The organism is Enterococcus sp. LJL120 (genome assembly GCF_054871765.1).
In genome coordinates this window covers 1-25,972 of sequence record NZ_JBTXLV010000002.1, presented here as the reverse complement: position 1 = coordinate 25,972, position 25,972 = coordinate 1, and the positions used below count along the sequence as shown (strand labels likewise).

Below are 25,972 nucleotides of genomic sequence, written 5' to 3'. Positions count from 1 at the left end.
TGGAGTAGCAGGATGAGAATTGAAAAATTACAGGCTTTGCTAACAGCAGCCGACTGCGATGCCATCATCATAAAAAATAAAGAAAATAAGCTGTATTTCGGCTCATTAGGAGGCAGTGGCATCTATCTAGTTGTCACGCCTTCTTCGCAAATTCAATTTTATGATGGTCGCTATCGCCAAGAAATCAAAGAAAAAACAGCGGGCTTTGAAAATATTGAGGTCCCGCAAGGCAGTTATCTGCCCAAAATTTTTGAATATTTAAAGGCACATCAGCTGACTAACTTAGCCATTGAAGCAAATGGCTTATCGCTGAAGAAATACATTGCTCTGACCAAAGAATTTACCGTGGCGTTATGGCAGGAGCAGATTATGAATCTGCGGGCCATCAAGAGTGCTGAAGAAATTGCCAAAATTAAAGCAGCTTGTCAATTAACCGATGAAGTCTTTCAAGAAATTTTGCCGCAGATTCATGCGGGAATGCCGGAAAATGAATTAGGCGCACTGGTGCAATATCTGTCGTTGAAAAAAGGTGCCAGTGGGATGGCCTTTGATCCGATTATCGCCAGCGGTCCTCGCAGTGCCATGCCTCATGGTCGGCCAACTCTAAGAAAGTTTATCGCCGGTGATTTGATTACCATTGACTTTGGCGTTATCTTAGATAATTACCAATCAGATATGACGAGAACCGTTGCGTTAGGTCAGCCCTCTGAAACATTGGCAGAAATTTATCACGTTGTTAAAAAAGCCCAACAGGCAGCAGCTGATTTTATTCAAGTCGGTGTCACTGGTCATGATGTTGATGAGGTGGCCCGCAGAGTGATTACTGAGGCCGGCTATGGCGAGTATTTTAGTCACGGTCTCGGCCATGGGATTGGCATGGGCGGCGATTTGCCGATTTTAAATCCCGCGAGTCAAACGATTTTACAAGAAAATATGGTGATGAGCTGTGAGCCGGGGATTTATTTACCAGAAATTGGCGGCGTCAGAATTGAAGACGATGTCGTGATTCAAAATGGCCGGGGTGTTCCATTGAATAAAACAACTAAAGAATTGTTGATTGTAGGTGAGTAGATGTACAATTTTGATAAAGTAATCGACCGTAAGGCTGGTAATGCCCGCAAGTGGAGCAACACCGTTTTAAAAGAAAAATTCGGCCTTGATGAAGAGGCCATTCCGATGGATTTAGCGGATATTGATTTTGAAGTAGCGCCGGCCATTCAACGGGCGATTCAGCAGCGGGCCAGTGTCGGTGATTACAGCTATACCTATATCCCCGATGAATTTTATGAAGCCGTGATTAACTGGAATCAGCGGCGCTATCAAACAACAATTGAAAAAGATTGGATTAAGCTGACTTTTGGCACAGTTTCAACCTTGCATTATATTGTGCAGGCCTATACAGAAATCGGGGACGGCGTTTTAATCAATACCCCAGCCTACGATCCTTTTGCCGAAGCCGTTGTTCACAATCAGCGGGAATTATTTTGCAGTCCGCTAATCAATCGCGACAATCGCTATTACTTAGATTTTGAAAATATGGAAAGCTTGATGGCAACTGGTCAAATTAAAGTTTTTATCTTCTGTAGTCCACAAAATCCTTCTGGTAGAATTTGGACGAAAGACGAGCTACGTCAAGTGGCGGAGCTATGTCTAAAGTATCAAGTGCTCCTAGTCTGCGATGAAATTCATCGGGATATTGTCTTTAAAGATCAGGACTTCACCTCCATCTGGAATGCTTGCCCCGAAATTAAAGAGCAGAGTATTTTATGCGTATCGCCGAATAAAGGCTTTAACCTCGGCGGCCTGAAGACTTCCTATGTGGTGATTCCCAACCAGGCGGTCAGAGAAATTTTATTGGAACAATTAAAACGCAATTCTATCACGTCACCCCATGTGTTTGCAGTGCCAGCAATAATTGCCGCTTATAACGAAAGCGAAGCCTGGTTGGATGAGATGATTGATTACGTTGCCGAAAATCTGCAAATCGTCTATCAATTTTTTGAAAAAATTCCTGAAGCCACCGTTATGCCAGCCGATTCTTCTTTTTTAGCTTGGATCGACGTCCACAATTGGTTTGATAATGAGGCAGAGATGACCGCCTTTTTCACGGAGGCCAATTTGACAATGGTGGTGGGTAGCTATTTCGTCCAAGACGGGGAAGGCTTTGTTCGCTTAAGTATTGGCATGCCTAGAAAATTATTATTAGAAGCACTGGAACGGATTGAGATAGTCTATCAGCGACAAAAAAATTCGAAAGCAGTCACTAGTAGTTGAAATAAATAAAAATCGGTTGGTCCATTTAAGTGTAACCTCAAAAAATTAGTTTAAAAAGCTGATTTTTTGAGGATACGCCAAAGTGGGTCACCGATTTTTTATTTTTAATCAGGTAAATAATTTATTATTTTAAGAGGCTGTTATTGTGTTTTTCGTCCTGAGATTTTTCCTGCTATCCATGAATTAAAAATAGCCTCCTGTGTCCAAAAATACTGGAACAGAAGGCTAAAAAACTTATTTATATATATAGTTAGTAACTATCCAAAAATCGGGGGGATTTTTGATTTATAGTAAAGACAGCAGAAATGGCAATAACTGTGTCTGTTTTTTTGAGAAATATGCGAATTAAAAATTATTTGCTAGCTTCTGAAACTTCTGTGTAAAGGTCAGCCCGTTTCCCAGAGGTTGCCAATGTAGAAAGAGCGGCAGAGGCAGTGTGGTCAAAGCTAGTTTCTTTCATGTCAGTTACTTCCCAAACACCAGAAGAGAATGGAGTTTCGTAGTCGCCAGTTGAAGTATTTTCAATGGTGATTACATACATATCATTTTCCATTGTAACAGTAGCTTTCAAGTAGTTATCAGAAGTGCCATACACTAAATCACCATCGTTAGCTGTCACTGCGGTTGAGGTTGTTGCATCAGGAGCGGCAAACAAAGCGATTTGATCAGTGATATCCACTGTGTCAGTATCATCAAACATTGAAGAGCTCAAGGCAATACCGTCTTCAGATTCAGGAGCAAAGTACCAACCTTTTTCACCAGAAGCTGCATGCATAAAGGCAAAGTGTAAATATTCTTCGCTGCTAGAAACCGGCACTTCAAAAGTTACTGTATCGCCTGGTAATGTAATTTCTTTAGCAGAACCGTCTGAACTTGTATCGCTACCGATAATTTCACCAGCTGTTGCGCTAGTAGCAGTTGCTTCACTAGAAGAGCTAGTGCTCATGGAAGAACTCATAGAAGTCGATTCACTTGTGCTGCTTGAGCTGGATGAAGTTGTGCTTGATCCACAAGCTGCTAATAAAACTGTTAAGGCTGCAAGGCTAACCCCGCTAATAATTGCTTTTTTAAACATAATGTAACATCTCCTAAGATTTTTGTTTTTGACTCGTTGCCTAGTCTATTCTTTAGGAGATTTATCGTCAATTTATTGAACTGTTAGTTATATTTTGAATTTTATTCCAATACCGGAATTATTTATTTTGTTTTCATATTATGAAAAATTAAAGGGGTTAAATTTATTGAAAGCCCTCTTTAATTGGACAATCCCTTTAAAATGAGCTAATTCTTTTAGACTTAAATAGAAATTAATATGAAAATATCTTAATTTTTTCTTTAGGAAGTTCATAGAAAAGACATATAACTGACGTTATTTTAATTAGAATTTTTAGTTAAACTAAATTTGAAAATTATTAAATGGACAGGTTGTTCCTTACTGATGGACTGAACAAAAGCAGAGACTAAGCCGCATTCAAAAGCAAATTAGAAAAGCATAGTGCTTATTCTCTAACAAGTAAAATAGCTTACAGAAAAAAAGATTCTTTCAGGAACACGACATTCCTAAAAGAATCTTTTTAGATTACGCTTATTCTGTTTCTGTTGTATCAGCTTCGTCTTCAGTGGCATCCATTAATGATGCAGCGACAGAAGGATGAATATCTGGTGTTACCGTTGGGGTTTCAACCACTTCAGCGGCTGTATCTTCAGCAACATTTGTAAATGGTACGTTGCGTTGAGATTTCAAACGGTCGACAATTTCATAGAAGCGACTCGCATGGGAACCCTTGATGTAGATAAAAGAATTATCATCAAGATTTTCCTCCAAGGCTTGAACAAGATTGTCTTTTTCTTTGAACCAAGTGCCATTTGGCAGATCGTTCGCTAAGGCTTCAAAGGCTTCGCCCCATAGATAAATCTTATCTGCACCAGCAGCCTCTAAATAAGGCAACAGGCGTAGATGTTCCTCGCGGCTAAAGCGGCCGAAATCAGCGATTTGACCGAGAACAATAAATTTCTTACCAGCGTAGAAGACTTTCTTTTCGGTAAATAATTTAATTCCGTCAATGGCAGCTTCAGTTGAGCTACTGTACGTATCATCTAAAACAGTCACTTGATGTTTGTTGACAGTTACGTCAATTGTTTCTAATACCCGCGGCAGGCTGCGGAAACTTTCTAGCTTGTCGGTGTATTCTTTAACATCGTAGCCTAAGCTATCCAAGGTTAAGAGTACGCTTAAGGCATTTTGAATTTGGCCGTCGCTATCATTGGTTAAAGTAAAGTGAACAAACTTACCAGACAGCAATAGTGAAACAGTTGTCTTATCTTTATCCACAATCTTATCAATTACGTAACAGTCGGCTGCTGAATTGTGCAGGCTGAAGAGACGAACGTTTAAGTTTTGTGATTTGGCTTGTTTGATAATGCGCCACAGATATTTTTCATCGATATCGGCATTGATAATTGCGTAGCCGCCATTTTTCACGCCTTTAAAGATATCGTTGTTAATCCGTAGATTTTGCTCGTCGCCCTTCGCTTCTGGTGAAGAACCAAAGGAAGTGAAGATAGCTGCTTCGCTTTCCCATAGATAAGCGTTATTTCCGTAAGCTAGACCGTTCAGTGCTGAAGCAGCAACTTCAAACAGTGAAACTTTTGGTTGGCTTGCAAGTTCTAACGTCATATTTAGCGTTGGTAAATGCAGATTGGCATTCCCAGTATTTTCAAATGGCTTTTTGTCCTTCAATAGATGAGACAGCATTAAACGAGTTGATGTTTTGCCGGTGCTACCAGTAATTGTAATCAATTCGCCCTTATAATTTTCCGCTGCCATACTTGCATATTCGTAAACGAAGCGCAGAGTATTTGGCACGATAAATTGTGGGACTTCATTGGCCAATTCTTGAATTGGTTCATCTGTGACAATTAAAGAGACTTGACTGCTGATACCTTGAGTCATGTAGTCTTGATTGCCATGAACCGGCTGCCAGTTGTTGTTAGCAGGAACTAAAGCTTTTTGGCTTTCTGGCGTTAAAGCCAAGAAGGCCACGTTTTGCCATTTCCGCTGTTTAATATTTTGCGCCATAAAGCTGATGTGATCAATTTTCAAATCATATAAAAGATTTTCATTTAAGAAATAGCCTTCAAATAATTTAGAAAATTCATCCCGCACTTTAAAGACTGGATTGTGGTTTTCATCTTTTGGTTCCGCATTATTTAATGGGAATTCAAATAATAAATAGCCTTCTTGATCAATCACTGGATGATTAAATTTATTCGCCGGATCGACTGTTTTCAAGTCAGCGAAGACGCTGCCTGGTTCAGACGCTTTGATAAAGCTTGGCTGCCAGAAAGTTTCTGGATTGTAGTTGTTAAATGGATAGGTTTGAATCTTGTGATTAGAAATATCCCATTTTAAGAAATAGCCATATGGTAAAGCATCGGTTTGCTTGAACTCTTCTCCATCGCTGTTGAAGACACCATTTCCCATGCTGTAAACCACAGTTGTCCCGTCGATTTCTTCAATCGGTTGGACTTTATGGGGGCCAGTTCCCAAGATTAAATCAGCGCCGGCAGCTACTAACTGCTGGGCAATTTCTCTTTGGTCTTCATGGATATTTTCAAAGCTGTTGCCCCAATGAGCTAAGACAGTCACGAAAATATCTGGATGCTGTTTCTTAAATTGTTTGATTTTTTCAAGCAATAAACCATTTAAAGCAGCTACGCCGGCTTTGGCTTTGTTGGCATAAAAATCATAGTTTTCATCGACAAAACGGCGGTACCAATAACCAGAGAAAATCGCCGTTTTTTGACGGTAATTGTAAGTTAAGACAATTGGTCGCAACGCATCTTCTAAGTTTTTGCCAGCACCGATTGTGTTGATGTGTTGATGAGTGAAGGCGTCAATGGTTTCGCTTAAAGATTCATCCCCAAAGTCCATGCTGTGGTTAGTCCCTAAGTTGACTAAAGACGTATTGCGGTGAGCTAATTCGCCAACCGTCGCTTTTTCGTCGCCGCCAAATAAGAAGACTTTGCGGGCTAAGGTACTTTCTTGCCCAGGTTTTGTTAAGACACCTTCATAGGTCACAATATTAAATTGATCTTCTGGCATCTTAGTCGCTAAGTTTGCCATAGAATGAGCGTAACCATGTTCTTGCAACGCATCTTTAATCCGATTGCTGCGGCGAATATCAGTAAAGTATTCACCGAAATAAGTGTCGCCTAAGAAGTTGATAATTGGTGATTCAATTTCAATTTCATCGAACTCGCTAGTTTCTGGTAATTGGTTAAAGGCTAATTGCGAAGTGTGCACATAGCTAGCCCCGTTGATTACGATAGAGCACAAAACTTCCTGTTGGTCTTCATAAAAGACAAAGCAGTCAGATTGATCGGTGCCCCAGAAAATGCTGGCTAAAGTCATCCCTTGTTTATCTAAAACCGATTGCGCAGGATACAATTGACCATTGATGACATGGTCACGGTTGGCAATATATTGGAAGCTTGATTTAGATAAGTTTAAAAAGGCCACACCAATTTTATAATAATCAAAAACATTTGATAATTGGCCTTGGATTTTCCGGCCAGTACCAGTTAGACGGGAGAAGAAAGAAATTTCTAACTCATTGCCCAGTTGATTAATGCGGTCAATCCCTTGACTACGGCTGCCATAGACTTCAAATAACGCCATAATACAGTCTGGTGCATTTAGAGAAATCGCTTGGTTTAAGACGTCGATTAATAAGCGTTTTTCTCCTTCAGTTGCCCGTGTTCCCCGCAAGGCTTGACCTTCTTGGGCTGCAGCCTGAGAAAAGACGATTTCTTGCGTCGGGGTCAAACGGTTGTTTTCTAAATCCTGTAACACTGCCAAGTACAATAGCAGGTTACTAGTTCCCCAAGGAGATACCCGATTTCCTAGAGGACGTTGCTCGATAATGCGGTCTTTGTTAAAAATTAACTTGGTTGTCGCAAAAAGATTTTTTTCTGCTGACTTCATTCTCTCAACTCCTAATTAAATAATTCGATCTGGTAAATACGTTTAACTAAAGATAGACTCCGCTGCCAAATGATATGTAAAAAATAGCGCCCTAATATAGAAAGAAACGACGCTCATCCTTTTATTATTGTATCATTTGTCACCTGTAAGACAATATCTATTTTTGATGTAGCTCATGTTTTTCGTCAAAAATAATTTAACTAGCAAAGTAGTCAAACGACCGGGATTTTTAAAATGAATTTGAAAACGAAAATGCTAATTTCATAAAAAAATTCTCGATTCTTGACAGACACTTTTTAGTATACCAAAAAAGGCGGGACTAAGGAATAGCCTTGGGGAATTTAAGCAGTCTTCTAGCGGGATTTGTTAAAAATGAAACAGAAATAATGATAAAAAAAATTAATTTTTGTCGGAAAACTAAAAAAAATAGCTTAAATTTGAAGATGGTAGTATTATTAAAGATATAAAGAAAGCGGTTTTTCAAAAAAGGGGAAAGGTGGGAAGGTTTATGATTGGTTCAATGATGTTTGTGACGACGATGTCACGGATTCAATTTGCTATGACGGCGATTATGCATTTCTTTTTTGTGCCGACGACCATTGGGTTAATGGCGGCGACGCTGATTTTTGAATTAATTTATGTATTTGGCAAAAAAGGAAACGAGCATTATGGCCGCTTAGCTTTGTTTTTTGCAAAGCTGTATTTCTTCAGTTTTGCGACAGGGGTTGTTACTGGTTTGATTATGGAGTTTCAATTTGGGATGAACTGGTCGGCATACGCTTACTTCTTCGGCGATGTCATTGGTGTTCCGTTAGCGTTGGAGGGGATTATGGCTTTCTTTATGGAATCCACGCTAATCGGACTGTGGCGGTTCACTTGGGGGGAAATCAACAAGAAGCTCCACGTTTTATTTGCAGCACTGCTCTTATTTACCTCATTATTTTCAGTGGTCTGGATTATTATGATCAATGCGTTTATGCAAAATCCGGTTGGTTTTACGATGGAGGGGGGCCGCGCGCGCTTAGACAGCGTGCTGTCACTAGTCCAAAATCCACAATACTGGCCAGAGGCACTTCACGTTTTAGGCGCCATTATGATTTTAGGCGGCCTCGTGGTCTGCGGCGTTTCGGCATGGCAGATTCTCAAAAATCGTGACCGCAAAATTTTTAAAAAATCAATTCAAATCGGTGTCTTGATGTTTTTACCATTTGCAATTATCCAACAGCAGATGGGGGACAATCAAATTACTGCCAGCGGAGCGTTACAGGCGATGAAATTCGCTGCCGTTGAAGGCCGCTATGAAAACGAAGGTAGCGATACAACTGGTGCCCCGTGGGACATTGCCGCTTGGATTAATGAAAGTGAGCATACGTCCACTGGAATCGGAATTCCGGGGCTAGGGAGTTATTTTGGCAACGGAACCTTTGTCGGCGGTGCGGAAGGGATGAATGAGATTGCCAAAACCTATCATGAAAAATATGATTCAGAGGTCGCGGCTTCTTACGATGGCGAGATGAGCTATTATCCGCCGGTAACACTGCTCTTTTGGTGTATGCGCTGGATGTTTTATTCCGGGTATTATTATGTTGTCTTGGGAACGGTGGGCTTATTGTTGCTTTACCGCAAGAAAAAATCAATCGAAGAGCATCCGCGCCTGCTGAAGGCTTTTGGAGTCAGTATGTGGTTCCCTTACGTAACTGTCGTCACCGGTTGGGTAGTTGCCGAGGTCGGCCGTTATCCGTTTGTCGTCTATGGAATATTTACCCAATTAGACGCCGTCTCGCCGGATATGACACCGGCTAAAATTATTACCTCGGTCACGCTGTTAGCCATCATGGATTTACTTTTACTCGGTACCGTGCTGACCATTACCCATCGCACGCTGAAAAAAGGTGCGCCGAATATTCACGGCAATTACGATCCTCCGGCAAGCCTGGAAAATAATTTTTTTGAGGGGGTCAGTAAATCATGAGTTCACCAACGAATTTACAATTTGCCTTATTTATTTTAGTCTCCATCGAGTTGACCATGTTTTTCATCTTAGGAGGAACAGATTTTGGCGCCGGCATGGCGACCTTCTTTGTCAAAGATAACGGCGACCGAGATGAAATCGTCCGCACCTCCGGACCCGTCTGGGGTGGCAATGAAACTTGGCTGGTGGCCGGCATGGCGTTAGTCTTTGGCGCTTTTCCCCATTGGTATGCGGCCTTGACCTCAGGCTTTTATCTGTTTTTCATTTTACTGTTAGTCTTCTTTATGTTTAGAGGCGTGGCCTTTGATTATCGTAAAAAATGGCGTTCCAAAACTTATAATCGGCTGTGGGATTGGGGACTTTTTTTAGGCAGCTTAGTTCCGCCTTTTATCTTAGGCATTGTGTTTTCCAGCATTTTAAAAGGCGTGCCGATTCGCGATAATTTTATCTATATCACGATGGGGGATGTTTTCACCCCGTTTACGATTTGTTCTGCACTGTTGTTAATGGCTGCCTGTCTACAAATCGGTTTAGCCCGTGTGATAAAAAAAGTTTCAGCGGAACTGCAGGCCTCACTAGGCAAAAAATTGCGGGTCGTCAATCTAATTTTTATTGTGCTTGCGGTGCTTGAAGTTATCCTTTTGGCAAATGCTACCAATGTTTTCAACACTCATTTTGTAGCGATTACCTTTTTAATTGTGGTTATAGTAGTTTGCAGCCTTAGCATGGCTTACTTACTGAGAACTAGCCAAAGGCATCAGCTAATTTTTTGGCTGGCGGTCGTTTGTATCGCCGCCTTTATGGGAATTATTTTCCAAGGCTTGTATCCCAATGTAATTGTGAACAGTGCCGGGCCCGCACTATCGATTATGGACGCAGCTAGCGGTCGGGAATCACAATTGTGGGTAGCAGTCGGATCAGCGGCAATGCTGCCGCTGATGACAATTTTGCAGATTACGGCCTATCATATGATTAATAAATATTATGACGTGCCTGATAGCGAAATAAATTATTAGAAGCACTGGTTCCACTTTTTCTAGTTTGTTGCAGTCCGCTGTTTTGTAAAAGGAAAGACAGTTGGCTAGCAAACAATCTTATTGGAAGAAATGGAATCACTTCAGATGAAATAGGAGGGGATAAGATGACACTTATAAAAAAATTATTGTGGATCATGGTTGCCTTGATTCCTTTAGCATGGGTTTTTTCTTGGCATCTATGGATTACGCCATTTTTCGGTGATACTGTCGGCCAATTGTCTCTAGTTGGCTTAGGATTATTTCTTTTGGGAGTGGGCGTGTACCGTACTGCCAAAGGATATGGTCGCCAAGACCCCGGTGAAGATCAGCCTTGAAGCTGAAACGTAAAGACTACTTTAATTGAAAATTTTAAAGATAAAAACTATGACTTTGATTGTAGCCCTAACAACTTGCTGAATAGGTTCTTACTTGCAAAAAAATTTGCAGGAAAAGGACTTGGAAATTCAGCGGCTACTTTGTTGGTCATAGTTTTTTCTTGTGTTACGGTTCTTTTCCGATGATAATGGTTTTAATAGAAGAAACTTGACAAGAAAGGACAGAGCGCAATGGCAAAAGTAGCGTTTTACGGGGCCATCAGTTTAGATGGTTTTTTAGCAGACCAAAAGGACAGTCTGCAATGGTTATTTGAAACCAATCAAGGAGGTGTCGAGACTTACAGCGCCTTTTACGAAAAAATTGGTTCGGCTGTGATGGGTCGCATCAGTTATCAAGAGACCAAAAAAATTCTAGCCGGCGAGCCGTTAAATCCCGGCAAGCAAAATTATGTGTTTTCCAACACTCTAACGGCTGACTTGCCCGATGCAATTGTGGTGAAGCAGGAGCCGGCTGCTTTTATTTCACAATTAAAAGCTCAAGAGGAAAAAATGATTTGGATTGTCGGCGGTGGTGGCCTTGTGACCGAGCTGATTCAAGCAGACTTGATTGATGAATGGTGGATTCAGATTACCCCGATTTTACTAGGCAAAGGCAAACGCCTTTTTGAAGAAGCGGACTACCAGCAGCGCTTAAAGCTAGTGGATACGACAATCATGGGAGAATTTGTTGAGCTGCATTATCAGCGGGAAAAATAAAATAAAAAGATTGCGGGAATTTTTTTAAAATAGTCAGCTATTGCCGATGAAGGCTACCGCTTCCGATAACTTTTGTTATAATAAAAGAAAAGGAGGCGCTTTTAAAATGATGAATGAATTCAAAAAAAGTGAACCAAGTCGCCATTTCAGCGACTTTCATTTGGCCGGCTTTGCCTATTGGGATGGGATTCATGTGGCAGAAGAGTTGAACTGGGGCAAGCCAGTGACGCTTCAGGCTGAACCGGACAATCCCCACGATCCTGAAGCTGTGGCGGTTTATTATCAAGATAAGAAAATTGGCTATGTACCTAGGGGCAAAAATCAAGTGCTCAGCCAGCTCTTATATTATGGCTACGGCGAAATGTTTGAAGCCTTTATTCAAGCTGTCAATAAAGACAGCCATCCTGAACGCCAATTTCGCGTTGTTGTGATGCTCAAGGATGGCCGGAAGTAAAAATTCAAAGCAGATATTTTTACAAAATGGTGGAAACTTGTGATACTTGTCTAAAAAAAGGAGGTGTTCTAATGAGTACAATGGTTTTTGTAAACTTTCCAGTAACAGATTTGACTCGTTCTATCAATTTTTACGAAGCGCTAGGCTTTCAACAAAATCGCGATTTTTCCAATGAGCATTCGGCGGCACTAGTCTGGGACGATAACTTTTGGATTATGCTGTTGACCCATGATTTTTACCAAGGCTTTATTCGGGATAAAAAGATTGCCAATCCCCACACCCACAGTGGATCGATGGTAGCCTTTGGTTTAGCTAGCGGCGATGCAGTCAAAAAATTTGCCGCAACCGCCAAAGCTAATGGCGGCGATTTCTATCATTTGGAGATGGGGATTCCCGAAGAACAGATGGTTCAACTGGAAGTGGAGGACCCTGATGGCAATTTGATGGAGCCGACTTGGATGGCTTTTTCATAAAGACTGGCTTTTCTTTAGCAGACTTGTGCTATACTAAAAACAATTAAATAAAGAAACATTTGGGGTGCACTATGCTGAGATTATACCCATTGAACCTGCCGCAGTTAAAACTGCCGAAGGGAAATGTCAATGACTGAATTTTTTCAGAGGCTGTGACGCTAATCTGTTAACGGAGCCATTTTTAAGTATTCGCTGAGAATATTTTGAAAGTTGCGCTTTGTTGGACTATTGTCGCAGCCTCTTTTTTTTAGCCGCCATTTGTTTTCTAAGTGAATAGAAAATAAATGGCTTTTTGTTGTTGAACTAAAAATTTAAGCTAAGAAATCACTAAGACAGTTAAATCGGAAAATAAGGAGGAACAGATGACCCATTCGCAAAAAGTATTTCGCCTAGCTTTTTTAGGACTGATGATTGCGCTAGATGTCGTGTTATCACCGCTGTTTCGCATTGAAGGGATGGCACCAATGTCCAGCGTTATGAATATTATCGCGGGTGTTTTGCTGGGACCATTTTTTGCAACGGTGATGGCGCTAGTCTGCGGCATTATCCGAATGACCTTATTAGGTATTCCGCCGTTAGCATTAACGGGGGCAGTTTTTGGAGCAGCCTTAGCAGGCATTGGCTTTCGTCTATTTCAAAAACCAATCGGAGCGATGCTGGGGGAAATTATCGGCACAGGTATTCTCGGTTCGATTTTATCCTATCCAGTGATGGTTCTTTTTACTGGTAGTAGCCAAAGTCTTTATTGGTCTATTTATACACCAAGATTTATCGGAGCAACGCTGATTGGTTCCGCCGTTGCGTGGCTTTTGCTGAAAAAAATCAGCCCGCTCCCTAGTTTCAAACGTGTTCAACAAATTTTTGGAGGGAAATCCCATGGAAAACTCAAGGCTTGAAGATTACACTAAAGCACTAGCAGAAATTTTTCCTTTGAAAAAAGGTCCTTTGGTGCAATGTATTACTAATGAAATCACCTGTGAGTCTGTCGCAAATGCCCTCTTATATATCGAGGCCAAGCCGGTGATGGCGGATGATCCGCGGGAGTTTGCTGATTTCTTTAAGCAAAATGATAGCTTGCTGCTGAATTTAGGACATTTATCGCCAGAACGGGAAGCCAATTTACTAGCCGCCGCTGCTTTTGCTGAAAAAACGGCGACGCCAATGGTCATTGATTTAGTCGGCGTTTCTGCTAGTCAGCTGCGCTACGATTTGGCTTGGCAACTGATGACGCACCAGCCGCAAATTGTGAAGGGCAATATATCTGAGCTGCGGCGCTTTTGCCAGTTAACCAGCCACGGCCGGGGCGTTGACGGCAGCCAATTGGATCAGGAAATGATCGCTTTACAGGAATTAGCCGCTGCACTACAAAAAGTTGCGCAAGATTATCCTGAAACGATCTTTTTAGCAACCGGTGTGCAGGATTTATTGGTCAACAAAAACGAGTGCCTGCTTTTGAAAAATGGTGTCTGGCAGTTGGATAATTTTACCGGAACCGGAGACATTGTCGGTGCTTTAGCAGCTGCCTTTTTAGGCAGCGGGCAAAGGACGATTGTGGCAGCGCTGGCCGCTGTGACCTATTTCAATTTATGCGGTGAAGCTGCCAGTCAAACATTGAGAGCGCCAGAGGCTTTGGCTGATTTTCGCCAGGAGACCCTCAATCAATTGGCGCTGTTAAAGGAGCAGCCGCTCTGGTTTGAAAAGTTAAAGGGGAGTGTTTTATGAAGATGGAAAAACTACTGAAGCTTTATCTTGTGACAGGAGCATTTGATTTATCCGAGGCGCAATTTTTGTCGGTGATTACAGAGGCCTGTGAAAATGGCGTCACTTTAGTCCAGCTGCGGGAAAAAACCTTAACCACCGGCGATTTTTTTAACTTAGCGGTCAAGGTGAAAAAAATTACCGACACCTATCAGATTCCTTTGATTATTAATGATCGGGTTGATATTTGTCTGGCTGTCGATGCCGCTGGTGTGCATATCGGCGATGATGAATTACCGGTGGCGGTGACGCGACAATTAATCGGCGATAAAATTTTAGGGGTGTCGGCAAAGAGCGTGGCTCGGGCTGAAGAAGCGCAAGCCAGTGGAGCGGACTATCTGGGAGTTGGGGCGATGTTTCCCACGAAAACCAAAGACAGTCCTGTCACGCCATTAAATACTTTGAAGGATATCACAGCAACGGTTGCCATTCCGGTGGTAGCAATTGGCGGCATTAATGAAACAAATCTACAGACTTTCTCAGGCAGCGGGATTGCCGGTATCGCAGTGGTCAGTGAGATTATGAAGGCTGATCAAGTGGCCGAAAAAGTCCGCAGCTTAAATAAAAAAATGAATGAATTATTGGAGGAGAAATAAATGGAAAATAGAACTCCGCAAGTCGTCACAATTGCCGGCAGTGATTCTGGGGGCGGTGCCGGTATTCAGGCGGATTTAAAAACGTTTCAAGCCCGCCATGCATTTGGCATGAGCATTATCGTGGCCTTGACTGCCCAAAATACCTATGGGGTCCAAGATAGCCTGGCGATTCCCAGCGGATTTATTGATGCTCAATTTTCATCTTTAGCCGCCGATTTTGCTATCAAAGCTTGCAAAACAGGAATGCTGGCAGACATTGAGCGGGTGGAAACCGTCGTTGAAAATTTGAAAAAATATGATTTTGGACCATTAATTGTTGATCCGGTGATGATTGCAAAGGGTGGTCATCCTTTATTGCAGGATGCGGCAGTGGCTGTTATCAAAGAAAAATTACTCCCGCTTGCAACAGTTATCACGCCTAATTTACCGGAGGCCGAAGTGATCTTAGGCAGAGAAATCAAAACAGCCGCCGAGATGATTCAAGCGGCTAAAGATATTCAAGCCATAGGCGCCAAAAATGTAATCATCAAAGGCGGGCATAGTGCCGATCCACAGGCCGCCGATTTTATTTTATTGGCCAATCAAAAAGCATTTTGGCTGAAAACGCCCCGAGTGGAAACTGAAAATACCCACGGGACCGGCGATACCTTCTCGGCCTGCATCGCCGCAGAATTAGCTAAAGGGACCGACTTAGAAACTGCGATTTTTATTGCCAAAGGGTTTATTCAAGGCGCAATTACCGAGGGAATCTCAGTGGGACATGGTCACGGCCCAACCAACCATTGGGCCCAACCAAGTGAAGCGGTTGAGCTTATAATAGAAGAAAATCTATAATCGACCTGACAATCAGCAGACTAAATTTTTGCTGATTGTTTTTTTTCATGCTAGATTTGTAGTATTCAAAAAAGGAGCGATTTGCATGACAAAAATTAATCAACCGGTGACACTGAAAAATGGCGTAACCCTGCGCAATCCCTTAATGATGGCCCCAATGACTACGCAAATGAGTTTTTTTAATGGAGTAATCACGCAGGATGAAATTACGTATTATCAAAATCGTAGCCAAGCGATTGGAGCGGTCATCACTGGCGCTGCCAACGTGCAGGTAGTCGGCCAAGGCTGGGCTGGTGAACTTGGCGTCTACGATGATAAATTTATTCCCAATTTAACTAAATTGGCGACGGCGATTAAAGCCGGCGGGGCGAAAGCAATTTTACAAATCTTTCACGGTGGCCGGATGTCGCCAAAAAATATTTTAAATGGTGCTGAGCCGGTTTCAGCCAGCGCCGTAGCGGCCGAACGACCAGGCGCACCGACGCCACGGGCTTTGACCGGTGAAGAAGTTTTACAAGTGATGGCCGATTTTAAGGCGGCTACCAAGCGGGCGGTGGCAGCTGGTTTTGACGGTGTCGAAATCCACGGCGCTAACACCTACTTGATTCAGCAATTTTTCTCTCCTCATTCCAATCGACGGGAAGATGAGTGGGGCGGCAGTCTAGTCAGAAGATTCCATTTTATTGATATCTTAGTCGATGAAATATTGGCGGCCGGTAAAGAAAAGTCAACCGATTTTATCGTTGGCTATCGCTTTTCTCCAGAAGAATATGAAACACCAGGCATTCGCATGGAGGATACTTTATATTTAGTTGACCAATTAGCAGAAAAAAATTTAGATTATCTCCATGTCTCTTTAAATGAGTACCAACGTGTTTCTGTTCAAAAAGAATTCCAAGAAAAAAGTATTGTCGATTATCTACAGGGAAAAATTGCCGGTCGGGTGCCATTAGTAGCTGTTGGCGGCATTGAAGAAGCCGCTGACGTTGAAGCATTGTTGAACCATGCTGATTTAGCTGCGGTTGGTCAGGCTTTGATTATTGATCCTGACTGGGGCGAAAAGGTTTTAAATCAACAGCCAGTTCATCGCGTAAGTGACTTGGATTCCGCTAGCAGAACGCTGCGGGGCACTAGCCTCTGGGATTTTGTTAATACCATTCGTTTAGATAAATAAAATCTGCGAGTAACAATTTTTGACAAATTCCTAAAAAGCTGTTAAATTATTATAATCCAAATCGTAATTATTTCGATTTGTTAATGCGGATGAAATTTTCAGGCTGGGTTCAGAGGAACGTGGATTTAGGCTAAAAGGAAAAGTAGTTTGCAGGATAAAAAATTTAACTTTTAAGAGGAAAAGAGGAGCACTGAGATGGCTAAAAAATCAAAAATTGCGAAAGCAGCAAAACAACGGGCATTGATTGCTCGTTATGCAGATCTCCGTCAAGAATTAAAGGCCAACAATGATTTAGATGGCCTGCGGAAATTACCAAAAGATTCTAACCCTAATCGCTTGAAAAATCGTGACCTAATCGATGGTCGCCCCCGTGGTTATTACCGGAAATTTGGCATGTCACGGGTCAAGTTTAGAGAACTTGCCTTAAAGGGGCAAATCCCCGGCGTCAAGAAAGCTAGTTGGTAGATAAGTAAAATAAAAAAAGTTCAGCTAACTGCGGCTGAGCTTTTTTTGTTGCGTTAAAATTAATTTTTGGTGCTCAATTTTCAAATAGACCACAAAAAAATCCTGCTAGAAAATCAAAATTCAAACTATTCTAGCAGGATTATTTAAATAGGTGATATTAACTACGATTGACTAGATTTCTCAAACCTTCGGCACAATATTCTTAAGCTTTTGGTTACTGCGGACTCTTAAGAGAATAAAGATGCCAATCAGCAACGTGACAGCTGCCAGTAACACGGCCTTTTCATTAAGAATTGGCACTAATAGGCTGGTGAAAACAGCGCCTAAAAAGAAGCTGAGAATGATGACTAAAATATCGCAGCCCTTTTCGAGGGCTTTTTTATTTTTTTGTGTAATACCGTCGTAAAAACTTTCGGCTAAAGTGCGGATATTACCGGTCATCATCAAGGAAGTGAAGGGAGCACCTTTTAGTTTGCGAAATTCTTGTAATTGAATGGCAGCCGTAATTGAAATCAAGGCACTTGCCAGCCGGTCAGATAAATATGGTGACAAAAAGGCCGTCAAAATTATCAAAATAATTTCAAAAATCATCAAACAAATCGGTCGTAGACTTTCGTCGTGATGTTCCGCATAACGTTGCTGGAACAGCCGGGTTAAAATAACCCCCAGCATAAATGCAAATAACGGAATTAGATAGTGAACTAAATCTGCAAAATTACTATTTAAAATATGAATGCCCATTAAAATTAAATTGCCGGTCTGCAAACCGGCAAAAACTTCGCCGTGGACCAAATACGTATACGCATCTAAAATGCCCGCAGTTACCGCTAAGAGGGCACCAATTTTTAAGGTTTCGTGGGGTGAAACATCTTTGTTCATCATGATTACCTGCCTTTTCCTTCGCTATTATACTCTGGGAGAAATCATTTTGAAAGTTTTCTTACCTTCTTTCCTCAAAAAAGTTTGCCAACTAGATTTTTATGGATTTTGACGGGTACTTTGACGAATCAAGAAAAACTTCTCTAGCAGGTTTGTCTCGAACCCATGCTTGGTGATTTTAATTGAAAAAAGCGCAGAAATTGAATCTCAAGGGATATCTGCTAAAATTAAGCTAACAGAGATAGTGTCAGGTTTTATTCTTAGACGAGCTTTGAATCAGATTTTTTTTGTGATTGAACAGGAACTAATCGCAATTTCACAACATTAGTATCCTTCGCCAGATGAGCATCTGGAAATCTTATTTCATCTTTAGTTTTAACCTAAGCCACACTCTCACCACGGATTCGCAAACTAACTTGCAAGGAGGAATTATTGACAATGGAAATGTATCAATTGAATGATGGCTTTGACTTACCAAAGGTTGGTTTTGGGACCTATCGCTTAAATGGAACAGCCGGGGCCCGCAGGATTGAATCGGCTTTAAGCGTTGGCTATCGCTTAATCGACAGTGCCTTCAATTATGAGAACGAAGGAGTTGTCGGTCAGGCAATCAAAAACAGCAGTGTGCCACGAGATCAGATTACGGTGACTTCAAAACTTCCCGGGCGTCATCATCATTATCAAGAAGCCTTGGAAACAATTCAAGAATCGGTCACACGGATGGGTCTTGACTATTTAGATTTATATTTGATTCATTGGCCAAATCCTCAGAAAGATTTGTACGTCGAAGCGTGGCAGGCCTTGATCGATGCCCAGCGTTGGGGCTGGATTCGTTCTATCGGGGTGAGTAATTTTCTGCCGAAACACATCGAACGCCTAGAAAAAGAGACAGGCGTTCTGCCAGCTGTCAACCAAGTTGAACTGCATCCGTTTTTCAACCAAGCAGAGCAACGGAAGTTTGACGCCTCGAAAAAAATTATTACGGAGGCTTGGAGTCCTCTAGGCCGGGCCAATGATCTTCTGCAAAATGAAACAATCAAAGAAATTGCGACTACTCATCAAAAGTCGATTGTCCAAATTATTTTGCGTTGGCATCTGCAATTAGGAGTTGTACCGATTCCTAAGGCTAGTCATGTTAGTCGGCAGCGGGACAACTTAGCAATTTTTGATTTTACTTTATCAAATGAAGAAATGGCAACTATTAATCACTTGTCCCACGCAGATGGCCGCACCTTTAATCAAGACCCAGCTGTTTACGAAGAATTTTAACAGGATACAGCAAAAAATAAGCTGGCATCCGCGGAAATAAGTAAACAAATGGACTGCCTAAAAAAAACAAAAATTGATGAAATAAATGAGCAGCTTTTTTGGCTAATTTCTTACTCATTTATTTCATTTTGTGTTAGACTTATAAAGGAACCTCTTTTTTTAACTGGTTTTGTAAGCGCTTAAAATCGAAGTAAGGGAAAATGTGAAATAAGGGTGGTGACTGGGGATCTCAATCCATTTTCCAAGGATTAGTTTACTAATATTTTAGAAAGAAGGGTATTGAATGTCAGAAGAAAAGTATATTATGGCTATTGACCAAGGAACAACGAGTTCGAGAGCAATTGTTTTTAATAAAGCAGGTAAACCGGTCGGGAGTTCGCAAAAAGAATTTCCGCAATATTTCCCACATGACGGATGGGTGGAACATAATGCCAATGAAATTTGGAATTCTGTGCAATCAGTTATCGCAGGAGCTTTGATTGAAAGTGGTTTGCAACCGACACAAATTGCTGCTTTAGGGATCACGAACCAGCGGGAAACAACAGTTGTTTGGGAAAAAGATACTGGCAAGCCGATTTACAATGCAATTGTCTGGCAATCAAAACAAACCAGTGATATCGCAGAAGATTTAAAACAAAAAGGGTATCAAGAAAAAATTCAAAAGAAAACTGGTTTGATTATTGATTCCTACTTCTCTGGAACCAAGGTGAAATGGATTTTAGACCACGTTGATGGCGCTCGTGAGCGGGCGAAAAAAGGCGAGTTATTGTTTGGTACGATTGATACTTGGTTGGTTTGGAAACTAACCGGCGGTAAATCCCATGTCACCGATTATACCAATGCTAGTCGGACCATGATGTATAATATTTTTGATTTGAAATGGGATGAAGAAATTCTGGAGCTGTTGGATGTTCCAAAAGAAATGCTTCCAGAAGTTCGCTCAAATTCAGAAGTTTACGGTAAAACAGAAAGCTATCATTTCTATGGCGAAAATGTGCCAATCGCCGGCATGGCTGGTGACCAACAAGCGGCTTTATTCGGCCAAACTGCCTTTGAAGCGGGCTCAGTGAAAAATACTTACGGTACCGGAGCCTTTATCGTAATGAATACCGGTGAAGAAGCCATTCATTCTGAAAATGGTCTGTTGACGACAATTGGCTATGGCATTAACGGTAAAGTAACTTATGCGTTAGAAGGTAGTATTTTCGTTGCGGGTTCTGCGATTCAATGGTTAAGAGATGGCTTGAGAATGTTTAAATCCTCACCAGAATCTGAAGAATATGCAACTCGTGTTGAAAATAGTTTGAATGTCTATGTAGTGCCGGCCTTCACAGGTCTTGGTGCGCCATATTGGGATCAAGATGCGCGGGGAGCAGTCTTTGGCTTGACCCGGGGCACGCAAAAAGAACATTTCATTCGGGCAACTTTAGAATCGATGGCTTATCAAACAGCCGATGTGGTGAAAACCATGAATAAAGATTCTGGTGTGGAAATTAAAGAGCTGCGGGTTGATGGAGGGGCTTCGAATAATGACTTCCTGATGAAATTCCAAGCAGACATTTTACAAACACCAGTTGAACGGGCCCATTATTTAGAAACAACGGCTTTAGGGGCAGCCTACTTGGCTGGTTTAGCAGTTGGCTTCTGGAAAGATTTAGATGAATTGAAGGCCTTCAACCAAGCCGGCGTGCGCTTTGATCCGACAATGGAGCCAGCATTGGCAGACAATTTATACGAAGGCTGGCAAGAAGCGGTTGAAGCAACGATGAAATACAAACATCGGCCATTAAAATAAAGAAAGCGGGGAGGCTCAATGACGGATATTTCCTATGAAAGTTTTGAACGCTTAGAAAAATTTATGGATTTAGGCTTTGAAGCAGTCGGGGTGCCTAAAGAAGATGCTGCCATCTGCGCAAAAGTCCTAATTGAATCTGATAAGCGGGGCATTGATTCTCACGGTGTTGGCCGCTTTAAACCGATTTATATAGATCGGATTGAAGAAGGCATTCAACATACAACAACTAATCTGCAAGTCATTCGGGAAACGAAAACCACCGCCGTGTTAGACGGCGGTGACGGCATGGGTCATGTGATTGGCGTTAAAGCGATGGAAATGGCGCTAGCGAAAGCCAAAGAGTATGGCATGGGCATGGTAGCCGTGCGCAATTCCACCCATTACGGCATTGCCGGCTATTATCCGCTAATGGCGGCTGAAGCAGGCATGATTGGCATCACCGGGACGAATGCTCGTCCTTCGATTGCGCCAACTTTTGGCGTTGAAAATATGCTAGGCACCAATCCATTAACCATCGGCTTTCCCACGGATGAAGATTTTCCATTTGTAATTGATTGTGCGACGTCAATTACACAACGGGGAAAAATTGAACACTATGCCAGAATCGGTAAAACGATGCCTTATGGCTGGGTTATCGATGAAAAAGGTGAAGCCGTCACTGATCCTGATGTTGCTTTAGAAGGCTTAGTGAAAGGAACTTGTGCCTTAACACCCCTTGGTGGTATCGGTGAAGAATTGGCTGGTTATAAAGGTTATGGCTATGCGACTGTTGTTGAGGTTCTTTCAGCAGCGTTACAGGGCGGTTCATTCTTGCATCAGTTAACAGGAGTTGATGCACAGGGTGAAAAGCAGCCTTATCATCTCGGACATTTCTTTATGGCCATTGATATCAATGCCTTCACTGACCCGGCGGATTTTAAAAAAATAGCCGGTGATATTCTCAGGGACTTGCGGGCTTCCAAAAAAGCTGAAGGGGCTGAACGAATTTATACGGCCGGCGAAAAAGAATATTTAGCTTATTTGGACCGTAAAGAACACGGAGTACCGTTGAATCCAGCCGTCAAAAAATCATTAGTGGCTGTGCGGGACAAGTACCACGTTGACTTCAAATTCAATTGGGAGTAAATGAAAAATTTTAACAGGAGGGATAGGTCCGTCGACAAAAGTTGATGCTCTTATCCCTTTTTTAGTGAAAAGGAACCGACAAATTTTTGCTTATTTTTTTAAGAAAGCGTATGCTTTTACTGTAGAGAAATAGCAGTTATTTTTCTAACAGCAGAAGCAATATTAACCTATTGGAGGCTTTGATGATGAAAAAAATTATTAACGATCCGAAGAATATTGTTGCAGAAATGGTCACTGGTTTGACAAAGGCATACAGCAGTAAAATCGAGTTAGTGCCGGATACTTATGTTGTCAAACGGCTAAAAAATGCCGATCAAGTTTCTTTAGTCAGCGGCGGTGGTAGCGGCCATGAGCCGGCTCATGCTGGTTTTGTCGGCGATGGCATGTTAAGCGCTGCAGTTTGCGGGCAAGTCTTTACCTCGCCAACACCTGACCAAGTGCAGGCAGCGATCAACGCTACCCAAACTGGCAAAGGGGTCTTATTGATTGTCAAAAATTATTCCGGTGATGTCATGAATTTTGAAATGGCGAAGGATTTAGCGGAAATGGATGACATCGAAGTCGGCTATGTCTTAGTCGATGACGACATCGCTGTTGAAAACAGCACCTATACGCAAGGGCGCCGTGGCGTTGCTGGAACAGTTTTAGTGCATAAAATTTTAGGTGCTTTAGCTCGCAGTGGTCAAAGTGTCAAAGAATTGGAAACCTATGGCAATGAATTGGTTAAACAAATTAAGACTATCGGCATCGCGCTATCTGGCGCAACTGTTCCAGAAGTGGGCAAGCCTGGTTTCGTGTTAGCCGAAGATGAAATGGAATACGGTGTTGGTATCCACGGAGAACCCGGCTATCGTCGTGAAAAATTAAAAGCTTCAAAAGAGATGGCCAATGAAATTGTCGGCAAATTGAAAGAAGAATTTAACTGGCAAGCTGGCGATGAATACGGCGTCTTAGTCAATGGTATGGGAGCGACTCCACTGATGGAGCAATATGTTTTCTATAATGATGTTGAAGAACTATTGCGGGCGGATGGCATTAGCATCACCTTCAGTAAAGTCGGAAACTATATGACTTCCCTTGATATGGCGGGTCTATCGTTGACACTAATTAAAACCGATGAAAAAATTGTGGCTGCTTTAAATGAACCGGTTGATGTAATCGGCTGGTAAAATTTTCGCAGTTGTTGAAAGGAATTGTTGCAGATGTTTACACCTGAAAAATTAACCAAAGCCATCAGTCTGTTTGATGAAAAAATTGAAACCAATAAAGCCTACTTAAGCGAGCTGGATACGCCAATTGGTGACGGCGACCACGGTAACAATATGGCTCGCGGTATGGAAGCGATTCGCCAGCAGGATTTAAGCGGCAGCGTGTTTGACCAATTAAAATTAGTTGCGATGCAGCTGATTAGTAAAGTCGGTGGTGCCTCAGGTCCGCTTTACGGTACGGCCTTCATGGAAATGGCCAAAGCCAGCAAAGATACTGAGGATCCCACAACCATTTTAACTGCCGGAATTGCCGGTATTGAAAAACGAGGCAAAGCCACACTCGGTGAAAAAACGATGCTAGATCTATGGATTCCTGCAGTGGCGGCAGTCAAAGCTGGCGATTTAACAGAAGCAAAACTGACAGAATTTGTCGAAGCCACCAAAGATTTAGTCGCGACTAAAGGACGAGCATCCTATGTAGGAGAACGCTCCAAAGGTCACATTGACCCCGGCGCAATGTCTTCTAAATATTTATTTGAAGCCTTCATGGAAGCTGGGGTGTTAGACCATGACTAGCGGTATCGTGTTAGTTTCCCATGTAAAGGAAGTTGCCGAGGGCTTAGAAAAATTGATTCGTGAAGTCGCTAAAGACGTCCCCATCACCACAGCTGGTGGAACAGAAGACGGCGATATTGGCACCTCTTTTGATAAAATTTCTACGGCATTTGAAGACAACACGGCTGATGAACTCTTTGCCTTTTATGATTTAGGTTCAGCCAAAATGAACTTGGAGATGGCCATGGAAATGACAGAGAAAAAAATTCTCTTACAGGATGTCGCCTTCATCGAAGGAGCCTATACAGCCGCCGCCTTATTACAGGCGGGCACAAACCAAGAGGATATTCTCGAACAATTAGCTCCATTAAAAATTAAATAAACTAGAAAACTAGCAGTTGAATCTTGTGAGGGAGATTCTGCTGCTAGTTTTTTAGTAGAAGAGCGAAAACATTAAAGAAAAGTTTGATATGCATACTAGATAAGTTAGTATATATAAGAGAGATACTTGAACAAAAGAAAAGAGGACCGAGTTTATGACCCACCACCAAATCCAACAGCTAATCCTGCAAAATGAAAGATTATTCGATATCTTGACCATCATAAAAAGCTTGAAGCTAGAGGACTGCTGGCTAGCGGCCGGTAGTTTGCGAAATTTTCTTTGGAATTATTTGAGTGACCAGCCCTTAATGGCTCATCAGCAGGATGTCGATGTGGTCTTTTTTGACCCTAAGATTAGCTACCAAGAAACATTGGAGCTGGAGGCTAAGCTCAAAAGGAATTATCCTGAGTATCCGTGGGAATTAAAAAATGAAGTCTATATGCACCAGCACAATCCAGGTGCTGAACCATATCTAAATAGCCAAGAAGCTATCAGTAAATTTCCTGAGACTTGTACGGCGATTGCTGCTCGTTTGTTGGCTGAGGGAGAGCTGGAATTATTTTTGCCTTATGGCGCTACTGATTTACTAAATTTTGAAGTTCGGCCGACGCCTTTTTTTAAAGAGACGTCTGAGCGAATGGCTGTTTATCGTAAGCGAGTGGCGAAAAAAGACTGGCAAAGCTCTTGGGCAGCGCTGAAAATCTTTGAAAGTTAGCTGAAAAGCCGGTTTTAACGATTTTTACTAGAATAAATAGCGCTACTTTGCTACAATAGGATAGGATAATTTTGCGTGTAACTCAGCATTGGAGGAGAAAACAACATGATTTCAGTTAGTGATTTAAAAGCAGGGATGACCTTTATCTTAGATGGTAAATTAATTAAAGTTTTGGAAATTAGCCACCACAAACCAGGTAAAGGCAATACCGTTATGCGAATGAAACTGCGGGATGTCCGCACTGGCGCAACGTTTGATACAACCATGCGTCCGGAAGAAAAAGTTGAACGGGCTCATATTGATACGAAAACCGTACAATATTTATATAGCCAAGACGACGTGGCAGTTTTCATGGATATGGAAAGCTACGAACAATATGAAGTACCTTTAACTTCGATTGAAAATGAAATGAAGTATGTCTTAGAAAATTCAGAATTGAAAATTCAATTTTATGGTACAGAAGTAATTGGTGTTGAATTGCCAACAACTGTTGTTCTACGTGTCGTGGAAACTCAGCCTTCTATTAAAGGCGCAACTGTGACAGGCTCTGGTAAACCAGCAACTATGGAAACTGGTTTAGTTGTCAATGTACCGGACTTTGTTGAAACAGATGAGCTATTGGAAATCAATACCCAAGAAGGCACTTACGTAAAACGTGCCGGCAAATAATTTCTAAAAACTGCGGCCTCAGCTATTTAGCTGAGGCTCAGACTGTAGACAAAGTCCAACTTCTGGATGAAGTCTACAGTCTTTTCTTTTATAATAGAATTATGAAAACGAATTTAAGGAGAGAAAGCCTATGATGTCCAAACATGATGCCAACGGTCGCAATCAAATGACGTTGATTATTATGGATGACCTGGTTCCTAAAGACCATTTAGTAAGAAAAATTGATCAATCTATTATTTTTGATTTCATTTATCCTATCGTAGAGTCGACTTATTCGACGC

General features: G+C 41.8%; 25 protein-coding genes, 1 pseudogene and 1 riboswitch. Of the genes and pseudogenes, 23 read left to right on the top strand and 3 right to left on the bottom strand.

Annotated elements, in window-relative coordinates; all coding sequences use genetic code 11:
• The first annotated feature begins 12 nt into the window (after positions 1 to 12).
• The gene (locus ACYSNU_RS03270) at positions 13 to 1,071 is read left to right on the top strand and encodes a M24 family metallopeptidase (protein WP_461735784.1); all 1,059 of its coding nucleotides are present in this window, start codon (positions 13 to 15) and stop codon (positions 1,069 to 1,071) included.
• Positions 1,072 to 2,274, top strand: coding sequence for a MalY/PatB family protein (locus ACYSNU_RS03265; RefSeq protein WP_461735783.1), 1,203 nt, complete (start codon positions 1,072 to 1,074; stop codon positions 2,272 to 2,274).
• A gap of 352 nt (positions 2,275 to 2,626) precedes the next feature.
• Here ACYSNU_RS03265 and ACYSNU_RS03260 read toward each other — a convergent pair whose 3' ends face one another.
• Positions 2,627 to 3,349, bottom strand: a complete 723-nt coding sequence (locus ACYSNU_RS03260) for a hypothetical protein (protein WP_461735782.1) — start codon at positions 3,347 to 3,349, stop codon at positions 2,627 to 2,629.
• A gap of 510 nt (positions 3,350 to 3,859) precedes the next feature.
• A complete protein-coding gene (locus ACYSNU_RS03255; RefSeq protein WP_461735781.1) occupies positions 3,860 to 7,261 on the bottom strand; it encodes a CapA family protein in 3,402 nt (1,133 codons plus the stop codon).
• Positions 7,262 to 7,757: 496 nt separating this feature from the next.
• Between ACYSNU_RS03255 and ACYSNU_RS03250 the strand changes: the two genes are divergently transcribed.
• The 12 genes from ACYSNU_RS03250 to rpsN all read left to right on the top strand — a co-directional run bounded on the left by ACYSNU_RS03250 (position 7,758) and on the right by rpsN (position 17,094).
• The gene (locus ACYSNU_RS03250; protein WP_461735780.1) at positions 7,758 to 9,233 is read left to right on the top strand and encodes a cytochrome ubiquinol oxidase subunit I; all 1,476 of its coding nucleotides are present in this window, start codon (positions 7,758 to 7,760) and stop codon (positions 9,231 to 9,233) included.
• Entirely contained in the window at positions 9,230 to 10,249 is a 1,020-nt protein-coding gene (gene cydB, locus ACYSNU_RS03245) for a cytochrome d ubiquinol oxidase subunit II (protein WP_461735779.1), read from the top strand. The genes ACYSNU_RS03250 and cydB overlap by 4 nt, the downstream gene beginning before the upstream one ends.
• A gap of 125 nt (positions 10,250 to 10,374) precedes the next feature.
• Positions 10,375 to 10,584: a hypothetical protein gene (locus ACYSNU_RS03240; protein ID WP_461735778.1), complete on the top strand. Its 210-nt coding sequence runs from the start codon at positions 10,375 to 10,377 to the stop codon at positions 10,582 to 10,584.
• 231 nt (positions 10,585 to 10,815) lie between these two features.
• Positions 10,816 to 11,340, top strand: coding sequence for a dihydrofolate reductase family protein (locus tag ACYSNU_RS03235; RefSeq protein ID WP_461735777.1), 525 nt, complete (start codon positions 10,816 to 10,818; stop codon positions 11,338 to 11,340).
• Between the two features lie 109 nt (positions 11,341 to 11,449).
• Positions 11,450 to 11,794, top strand: a complete 345-nt coding sequence (locus ACYSNU_RS03230; protein ID WP_461735776.1) for an HIRAN domain-containing protein — start codon at positions 11,450 to 11,452, stop codon at positions 11,792 to 11,794.
• A gap of 71 nt (positions 11,795 to 11,865) precedes the next feature.
• Complete coding sequence (locus tag ACYSNU_RS03225) at positions 11,866 to 12,267, top strand: VOC family protein (protein WP_461735775.1); 402 nt, start codon at positions 11,866 to 11,868, stop codon at positions 12,265 to 12,267.
• A gap of 50 nt (positions 12,268 to 12,317) precedes the next feature.
• A riboswitch (TPP riboswitch) is annotated at positions 12,318 to 12,406 on the top strand.
• A 268-nt stretch (positions 12,407 to 12,674) separates the two neighbouring features.
• Positions 12,675 to 13,163: an energy coupling factor transporter S component ThiW gene (gene thiW / locus ACYSNU_RS03220; protein WP_461736163.1), complete on the top strand. Its 489-nt coding sequence runs from the start codon at positions 12,675 to 12,677 to the stop codon at positions 13,161 to 13,163.
• On the top strand, positions 13,144 to 13,989 hold the full coding sequence (thiM, locus tag ACYSNU_RS03215) for a hydroxyethylthiazole kinase (RefSeq protein WP_461735774.1): 846 nt from the start codon (positions 13,144 to 13,146) through the stop codon (positions 13,987 to 13,989). The genes thiW and thiM overlap by 20 nt, the downstream gene beginning before the upstream one ends.
• A gap of 2 nt (positions 13,990 to 13,991) precedes the next feature.
• On the top strand, positions 13,992 to 14,621 hold the full coding sequence (thiE, locus tag ACYSNU_RS03210; protein ID WP_461736162.1) for a thiamine phosphate synthase: 630 nt from the start codon (positions 13,992 to 13,994) through the stop codon (positions 14,619 to 14,621).
• Positions 14,622 to 15,455 carry a bifunctional hydroxymethylpyrimidine kinase/phosphomethylpyrimidine kinase gene (thiD, locus tag ACYSNU_RS03205; RefSeq protein ID WP_461735773.1) on the top strand — a complete coding sequence of 278 codons (834 nt, stop codon included), beginning with the start codon at positions 14,622 to 14,624 and terminating at the stop codon, positions 15,453 to 15,455.
• An 85-nt stretch (positions 15,456 to 15,540) separates the two neighbouring features.
• Positions 15,541 to 16,629 carry an NADH-dependent flavin oxidoreductase gene (locus tag ACYSNU_RS03200; RefSeq protein WP_461735772.1) on the top strand — a complete coding sequence of 363 codons (1,089 nt, stop codon included), beginning with the start codon at positions 15,541 to 15,543 and terminating at the stop codon, positions 16,627 to 16,629.
• A 195-nt stretch (positions 16,630 to 16,824) separates the two neighbouring features.
• On the top strand, positions 16,825 to 17,094 hold the full coding sequence (rpsN, locus tag ACYSNU_RS03195; RefSeq protein WP_461735771.1) for a 30S ribosomal protein S14: 270 nt from the start codon (positions 16,825 to 16,827) through the stop codon (positions 17,092 to 17,094).
• A gap of 180 nt (positions 17,095 to 17,274) precedes the next feature.
• Here rpsN and ACYSNU_RS03190 read toward each other — a convergent pair whose 3' ends face one another.
• Positions 17,275 to 17,973: a YoaK family protein gene (locus tag ACYSNU_RS03190; RefSeq protein WP_461735770.1), complete on the bottom strand. Its 699-nt coding sequence runs from the start codon at positions 17,971 to 17,973 to the stop codon at positions 17,275 to 17,277.
• A gap of 438 nt (positions 17,974 to 18,411) precedes the next feature.
• On the opposite strand from ACYSNU_RS03190, the gene ACYSNU_RS03185 reads away from it, so the two are divergent.
• From ACYSNU_RS03185 to ACYSNU_RS03145, 9 genes and pseudogenes are all read left to right on the top strand, one after another.
• Complete coding sequence (locus ACYSNU_RS03185; protein ID WP_461735769.1) at positions 18,412 to 19,242, top strand: aldo/keto reductase; 831 nt, start codon at positions 18,412 to 18,414, stop codon at positions 19,240 to 19,242.
• Between the two features lie 283 nt (positions 19,243 to 19,525).
• Positions 19,526 to 21,037 (top strand): glycerol kinase GlpK, encoded by a 1,512-nt coding sequence (gene glpK, locus ACYSNU_RS03180; protein WP_461735768.1) that lies wholly within the window; start codon positions 19,526 to 19,528, stop codon positions 21,035 to 21,037.
• 18 nt (positions 21,038 to 21,055) lie between these two features.
• Entirely contained in the window at positions 21,056 to 22,162 is a 1,107-nt protein-coding gene (locus ACYSNU_RS03175) for an Ldh family oxidoreductase (protein ID WP_461735767.1), read from the top strand.
• Positions 22,163 to 22,347: 185 nt separating this feature from the next.
• A complete protein-coding gene (gene dhaK / locus ACYSNU_RS03170) occupies positions 22,348 to 23,331 on the top strand; it encodes a dihydroxyacetone kinase subunit DhaK (RefSeq protein ID WP_461735766.1) in 984 nt (327 codons plus the stop codon).
• Positions 23,332 to 23,364: 33 nt separating this feature from the next.
• Positions 23,365 to 23,946, top strand: coding sequence for a dihydroxyacetone kinase subunit DhaL (gene dhaL, locus ACYSNU_RS03165; RefSeq protein ID WP_461735765.1), 582 nt, complete (start codon positions 23,365 to 23,367; stop codon positions 23,944 to 23,946).
• Positions 23,939 to 24,307: a dihydroxyacetone kinase phosphoryl donor subunit DhaM gene (gene dhaM / locus ACYSNU_RS03160; RefSeq protein WP_461735764.1), complete on the top strand. Its 369-nt coding sequence runs from the start codon at positions 23,939 to 23,941 to the stop codon at positions 24,305 to 24,307. Before dhaL ends, dhaM begins: the two co-directional genes overlap by 8 nt.
• Before the next feature lie 154 nt (positions 24,308 to 24,461).
• Positions 24,462 to 25,022, top strand: a complete 561-nt coding sequence (locus ACYSNU_RS03155) for a nucleotidyltransferase family protein (RefSeq protein ID WP_461735763.1) — start codon at positions 24,462 to 24,464, stop codon at positions 25,020 to 25,022.
• Positions 25,023 to 25,127: 105 nt separating this feature from the next.
• Complete coding sequence (gene efp, locus ACYSNU_RS03150) at positions 25,128 to 25,691, top strand: elongation factor P (protein ID WP_265456555.1); 564 nt, start codon at positions 25,128 to 25,130, stop codon at positions 25,689 to 25,691.
• Positions 25,692 to 25,821: 130 nt separating this feature from the next.
• Positions 25,822 to 25,972: pseudogene (locus ACYSNU_RS03145) on the top strand (IS5/IS1182 family transposase); the annotation flags it as partial.

Excerpts from the sequence above, each read along its gene's own strand:
- dhaM (WP_461735764.1), top strand. The coding sequence starts at position 23,939 with ATGACTAGCGGTATCGTGTTAGTTTCCCATGTAAAGGAAGTTGCCGAG.
- ACYSNU_RS03265 (WP_461735783.1), top strand. The coding sequence starts at position 1,072 with ATGTACAATTTTGATAAAGTAATCGACCGTAAGGCTGGTAATGCCCGC.
- thiE (WP_461736162.1), top strand. The coding sequence starts at position 13,992 with ATGGAAAAACTACTGAAGCTTTATCTTGTGACAGGAGCATTTGATTTA.
- thiW (WP_461736163.1), top strand. The coding sequence starts at position 12,675 with ATGATTGCGCTAGATGTCGTGTTATCACCGCTGTTTCGCATTGAAGGG.
- ACYSNU_RS03185 (WP_461735769.1), top strand. The coding sequence starts at position 18,412 with ATGGAAATGTATCAATTGAATGATGGCTTTGACTTACCAAAGGTTGGT.
- ACYSNU_RS03225 (WP_461735775.1), top strand. The coding sequence starts at position 11,866 with ATGAGTACAATGGTTTTTGTAAACTTTCCAGTAACAGATTTGACTCGT.
- ACYSNU_RS03190 (WP_461735770.1), bottom strand. The coding sequence starts at position 17,973 with ATGAACAAAGATGTTTCACCCCACGAAACCTTAAAAATTGGTGCCCTC.
- cydB (WP_461735779.1), top strand. The coding sequence starts at position 9,230 with ATGAGTTCACCAACGAATTTACAATTTGCCTTATTTATTTTAGTCTCC.
- ACYSNU_RS03270 (WP_461735784.1), top strand. The coding sequence starts at position 13 with ATGAGAATTGAAAAATTACAGGCTTTGCTAACAGCAGCCGACTGCGAT.
- efp (WP_265456555.1), top strand. The coding sequence starts at position 25,128 with ATGATTTCAGTTAGTGATTTAAAAGCAGGGATGACCTTTATCTTAGAT.
- dhaL (WP_461735765.1), top strand. The coding sequence starts at position 23,365 with ATGTTTACACCTGAAAAATTAACCAAAGCCATCAGTCTGTTTGATGAA.
- rpsN (WP_461735771.1), top strand. The coding sequence starts at position 16,825 with ATGGCTAAAAAATCAAAAATTGCGAAAGCAGCAAAACAACGGGCATTG.
- dhaK (WP_461735766.1), top strand. The coding sequence starts at position 22,348 with ATGAAAAAAATTATTAACGATCCGAAGAATATTGTTGCAGAAATGGTC.
- ACYSNU_RS03240 (WP_461735778.1), top strand. The coding sequence starts at position 10,375 with ATGACACTTATAAAAAAATTATTGTGGATCATGGTTGCCTTGATTCCT.
- thiM (WP_461735774.1), top strand. The coding sequence starts at position 13,144 with ATGGAAAACTCAAGGCTTGAAGATTACACTAAAGCACTAGCAGAAATT.
- ACYSNU_RS03230 (WP_461735776.1), top strand. The coding sequence starts at position 11,450 with ATGAATGAATTCAAAAAAAGTGAACCAAGTCGCCATTTCAGCGACTTT.
- thiD (WP_461735773.1), top strand. The coding sequence starts at position 14,622 with ATGGAAAATAGAACTCCGCAAGTCGTCACAATTGCCGGCAGTGATTCT.
- ACYSNU_RS03255 (WP_461735781.1), bottom strand. The coding sequence starts at position 7,261 with ATGAAGTCAGCAGAAAAAAATCTTTTTGCGACAACCAAGTTAATTTTT.
- ACYSNU_RS03260 (WP_461735782.1), bottom strand. The coding sequence starts at position 3,349 with ATGTTTAAAAAAGCAATTATTAGCGGGGTTAGCCTTGCAGCCTTAACA.
- ACYSNU_RS03235 (WP_461735777.1), top strand. The coding sequence starts at position 10,816 with ATGGCAAAAGTAGCGTTTTACGGGGCCATCAGTTTAGATGGTTTTTTA.
- ACYSNU_RS03155 (WP_461735763.1), top strand. The coding sequence starts at position 24,462 with ATGACCCACCACCAAATCCAACAGCTAATCCTGCAAAATGAAAGATTA.
- glpK (WP_461735768.1), top strand. The coding sequence starts at position 19,526 with ATGTCAGAAGAAAAGTATATTATGGCTATTGACCAAGGAACAACGAGT.
- ACYSNU_RS03200 (WP_461735772.1), top strand. The coding sequence starts at position 15,541 with ATGACAAAAATTAATCAACCGGTGACACTGAAAAATGGCGTAACCCTG.
- ACYSNU_RS03175 (WP_461735767.1), top strand. The coding sequence starts at position 21,056 with ATGACGGATATTTCCTATGAAAGTTTTGAACGCTTAGAAAAATTTATG.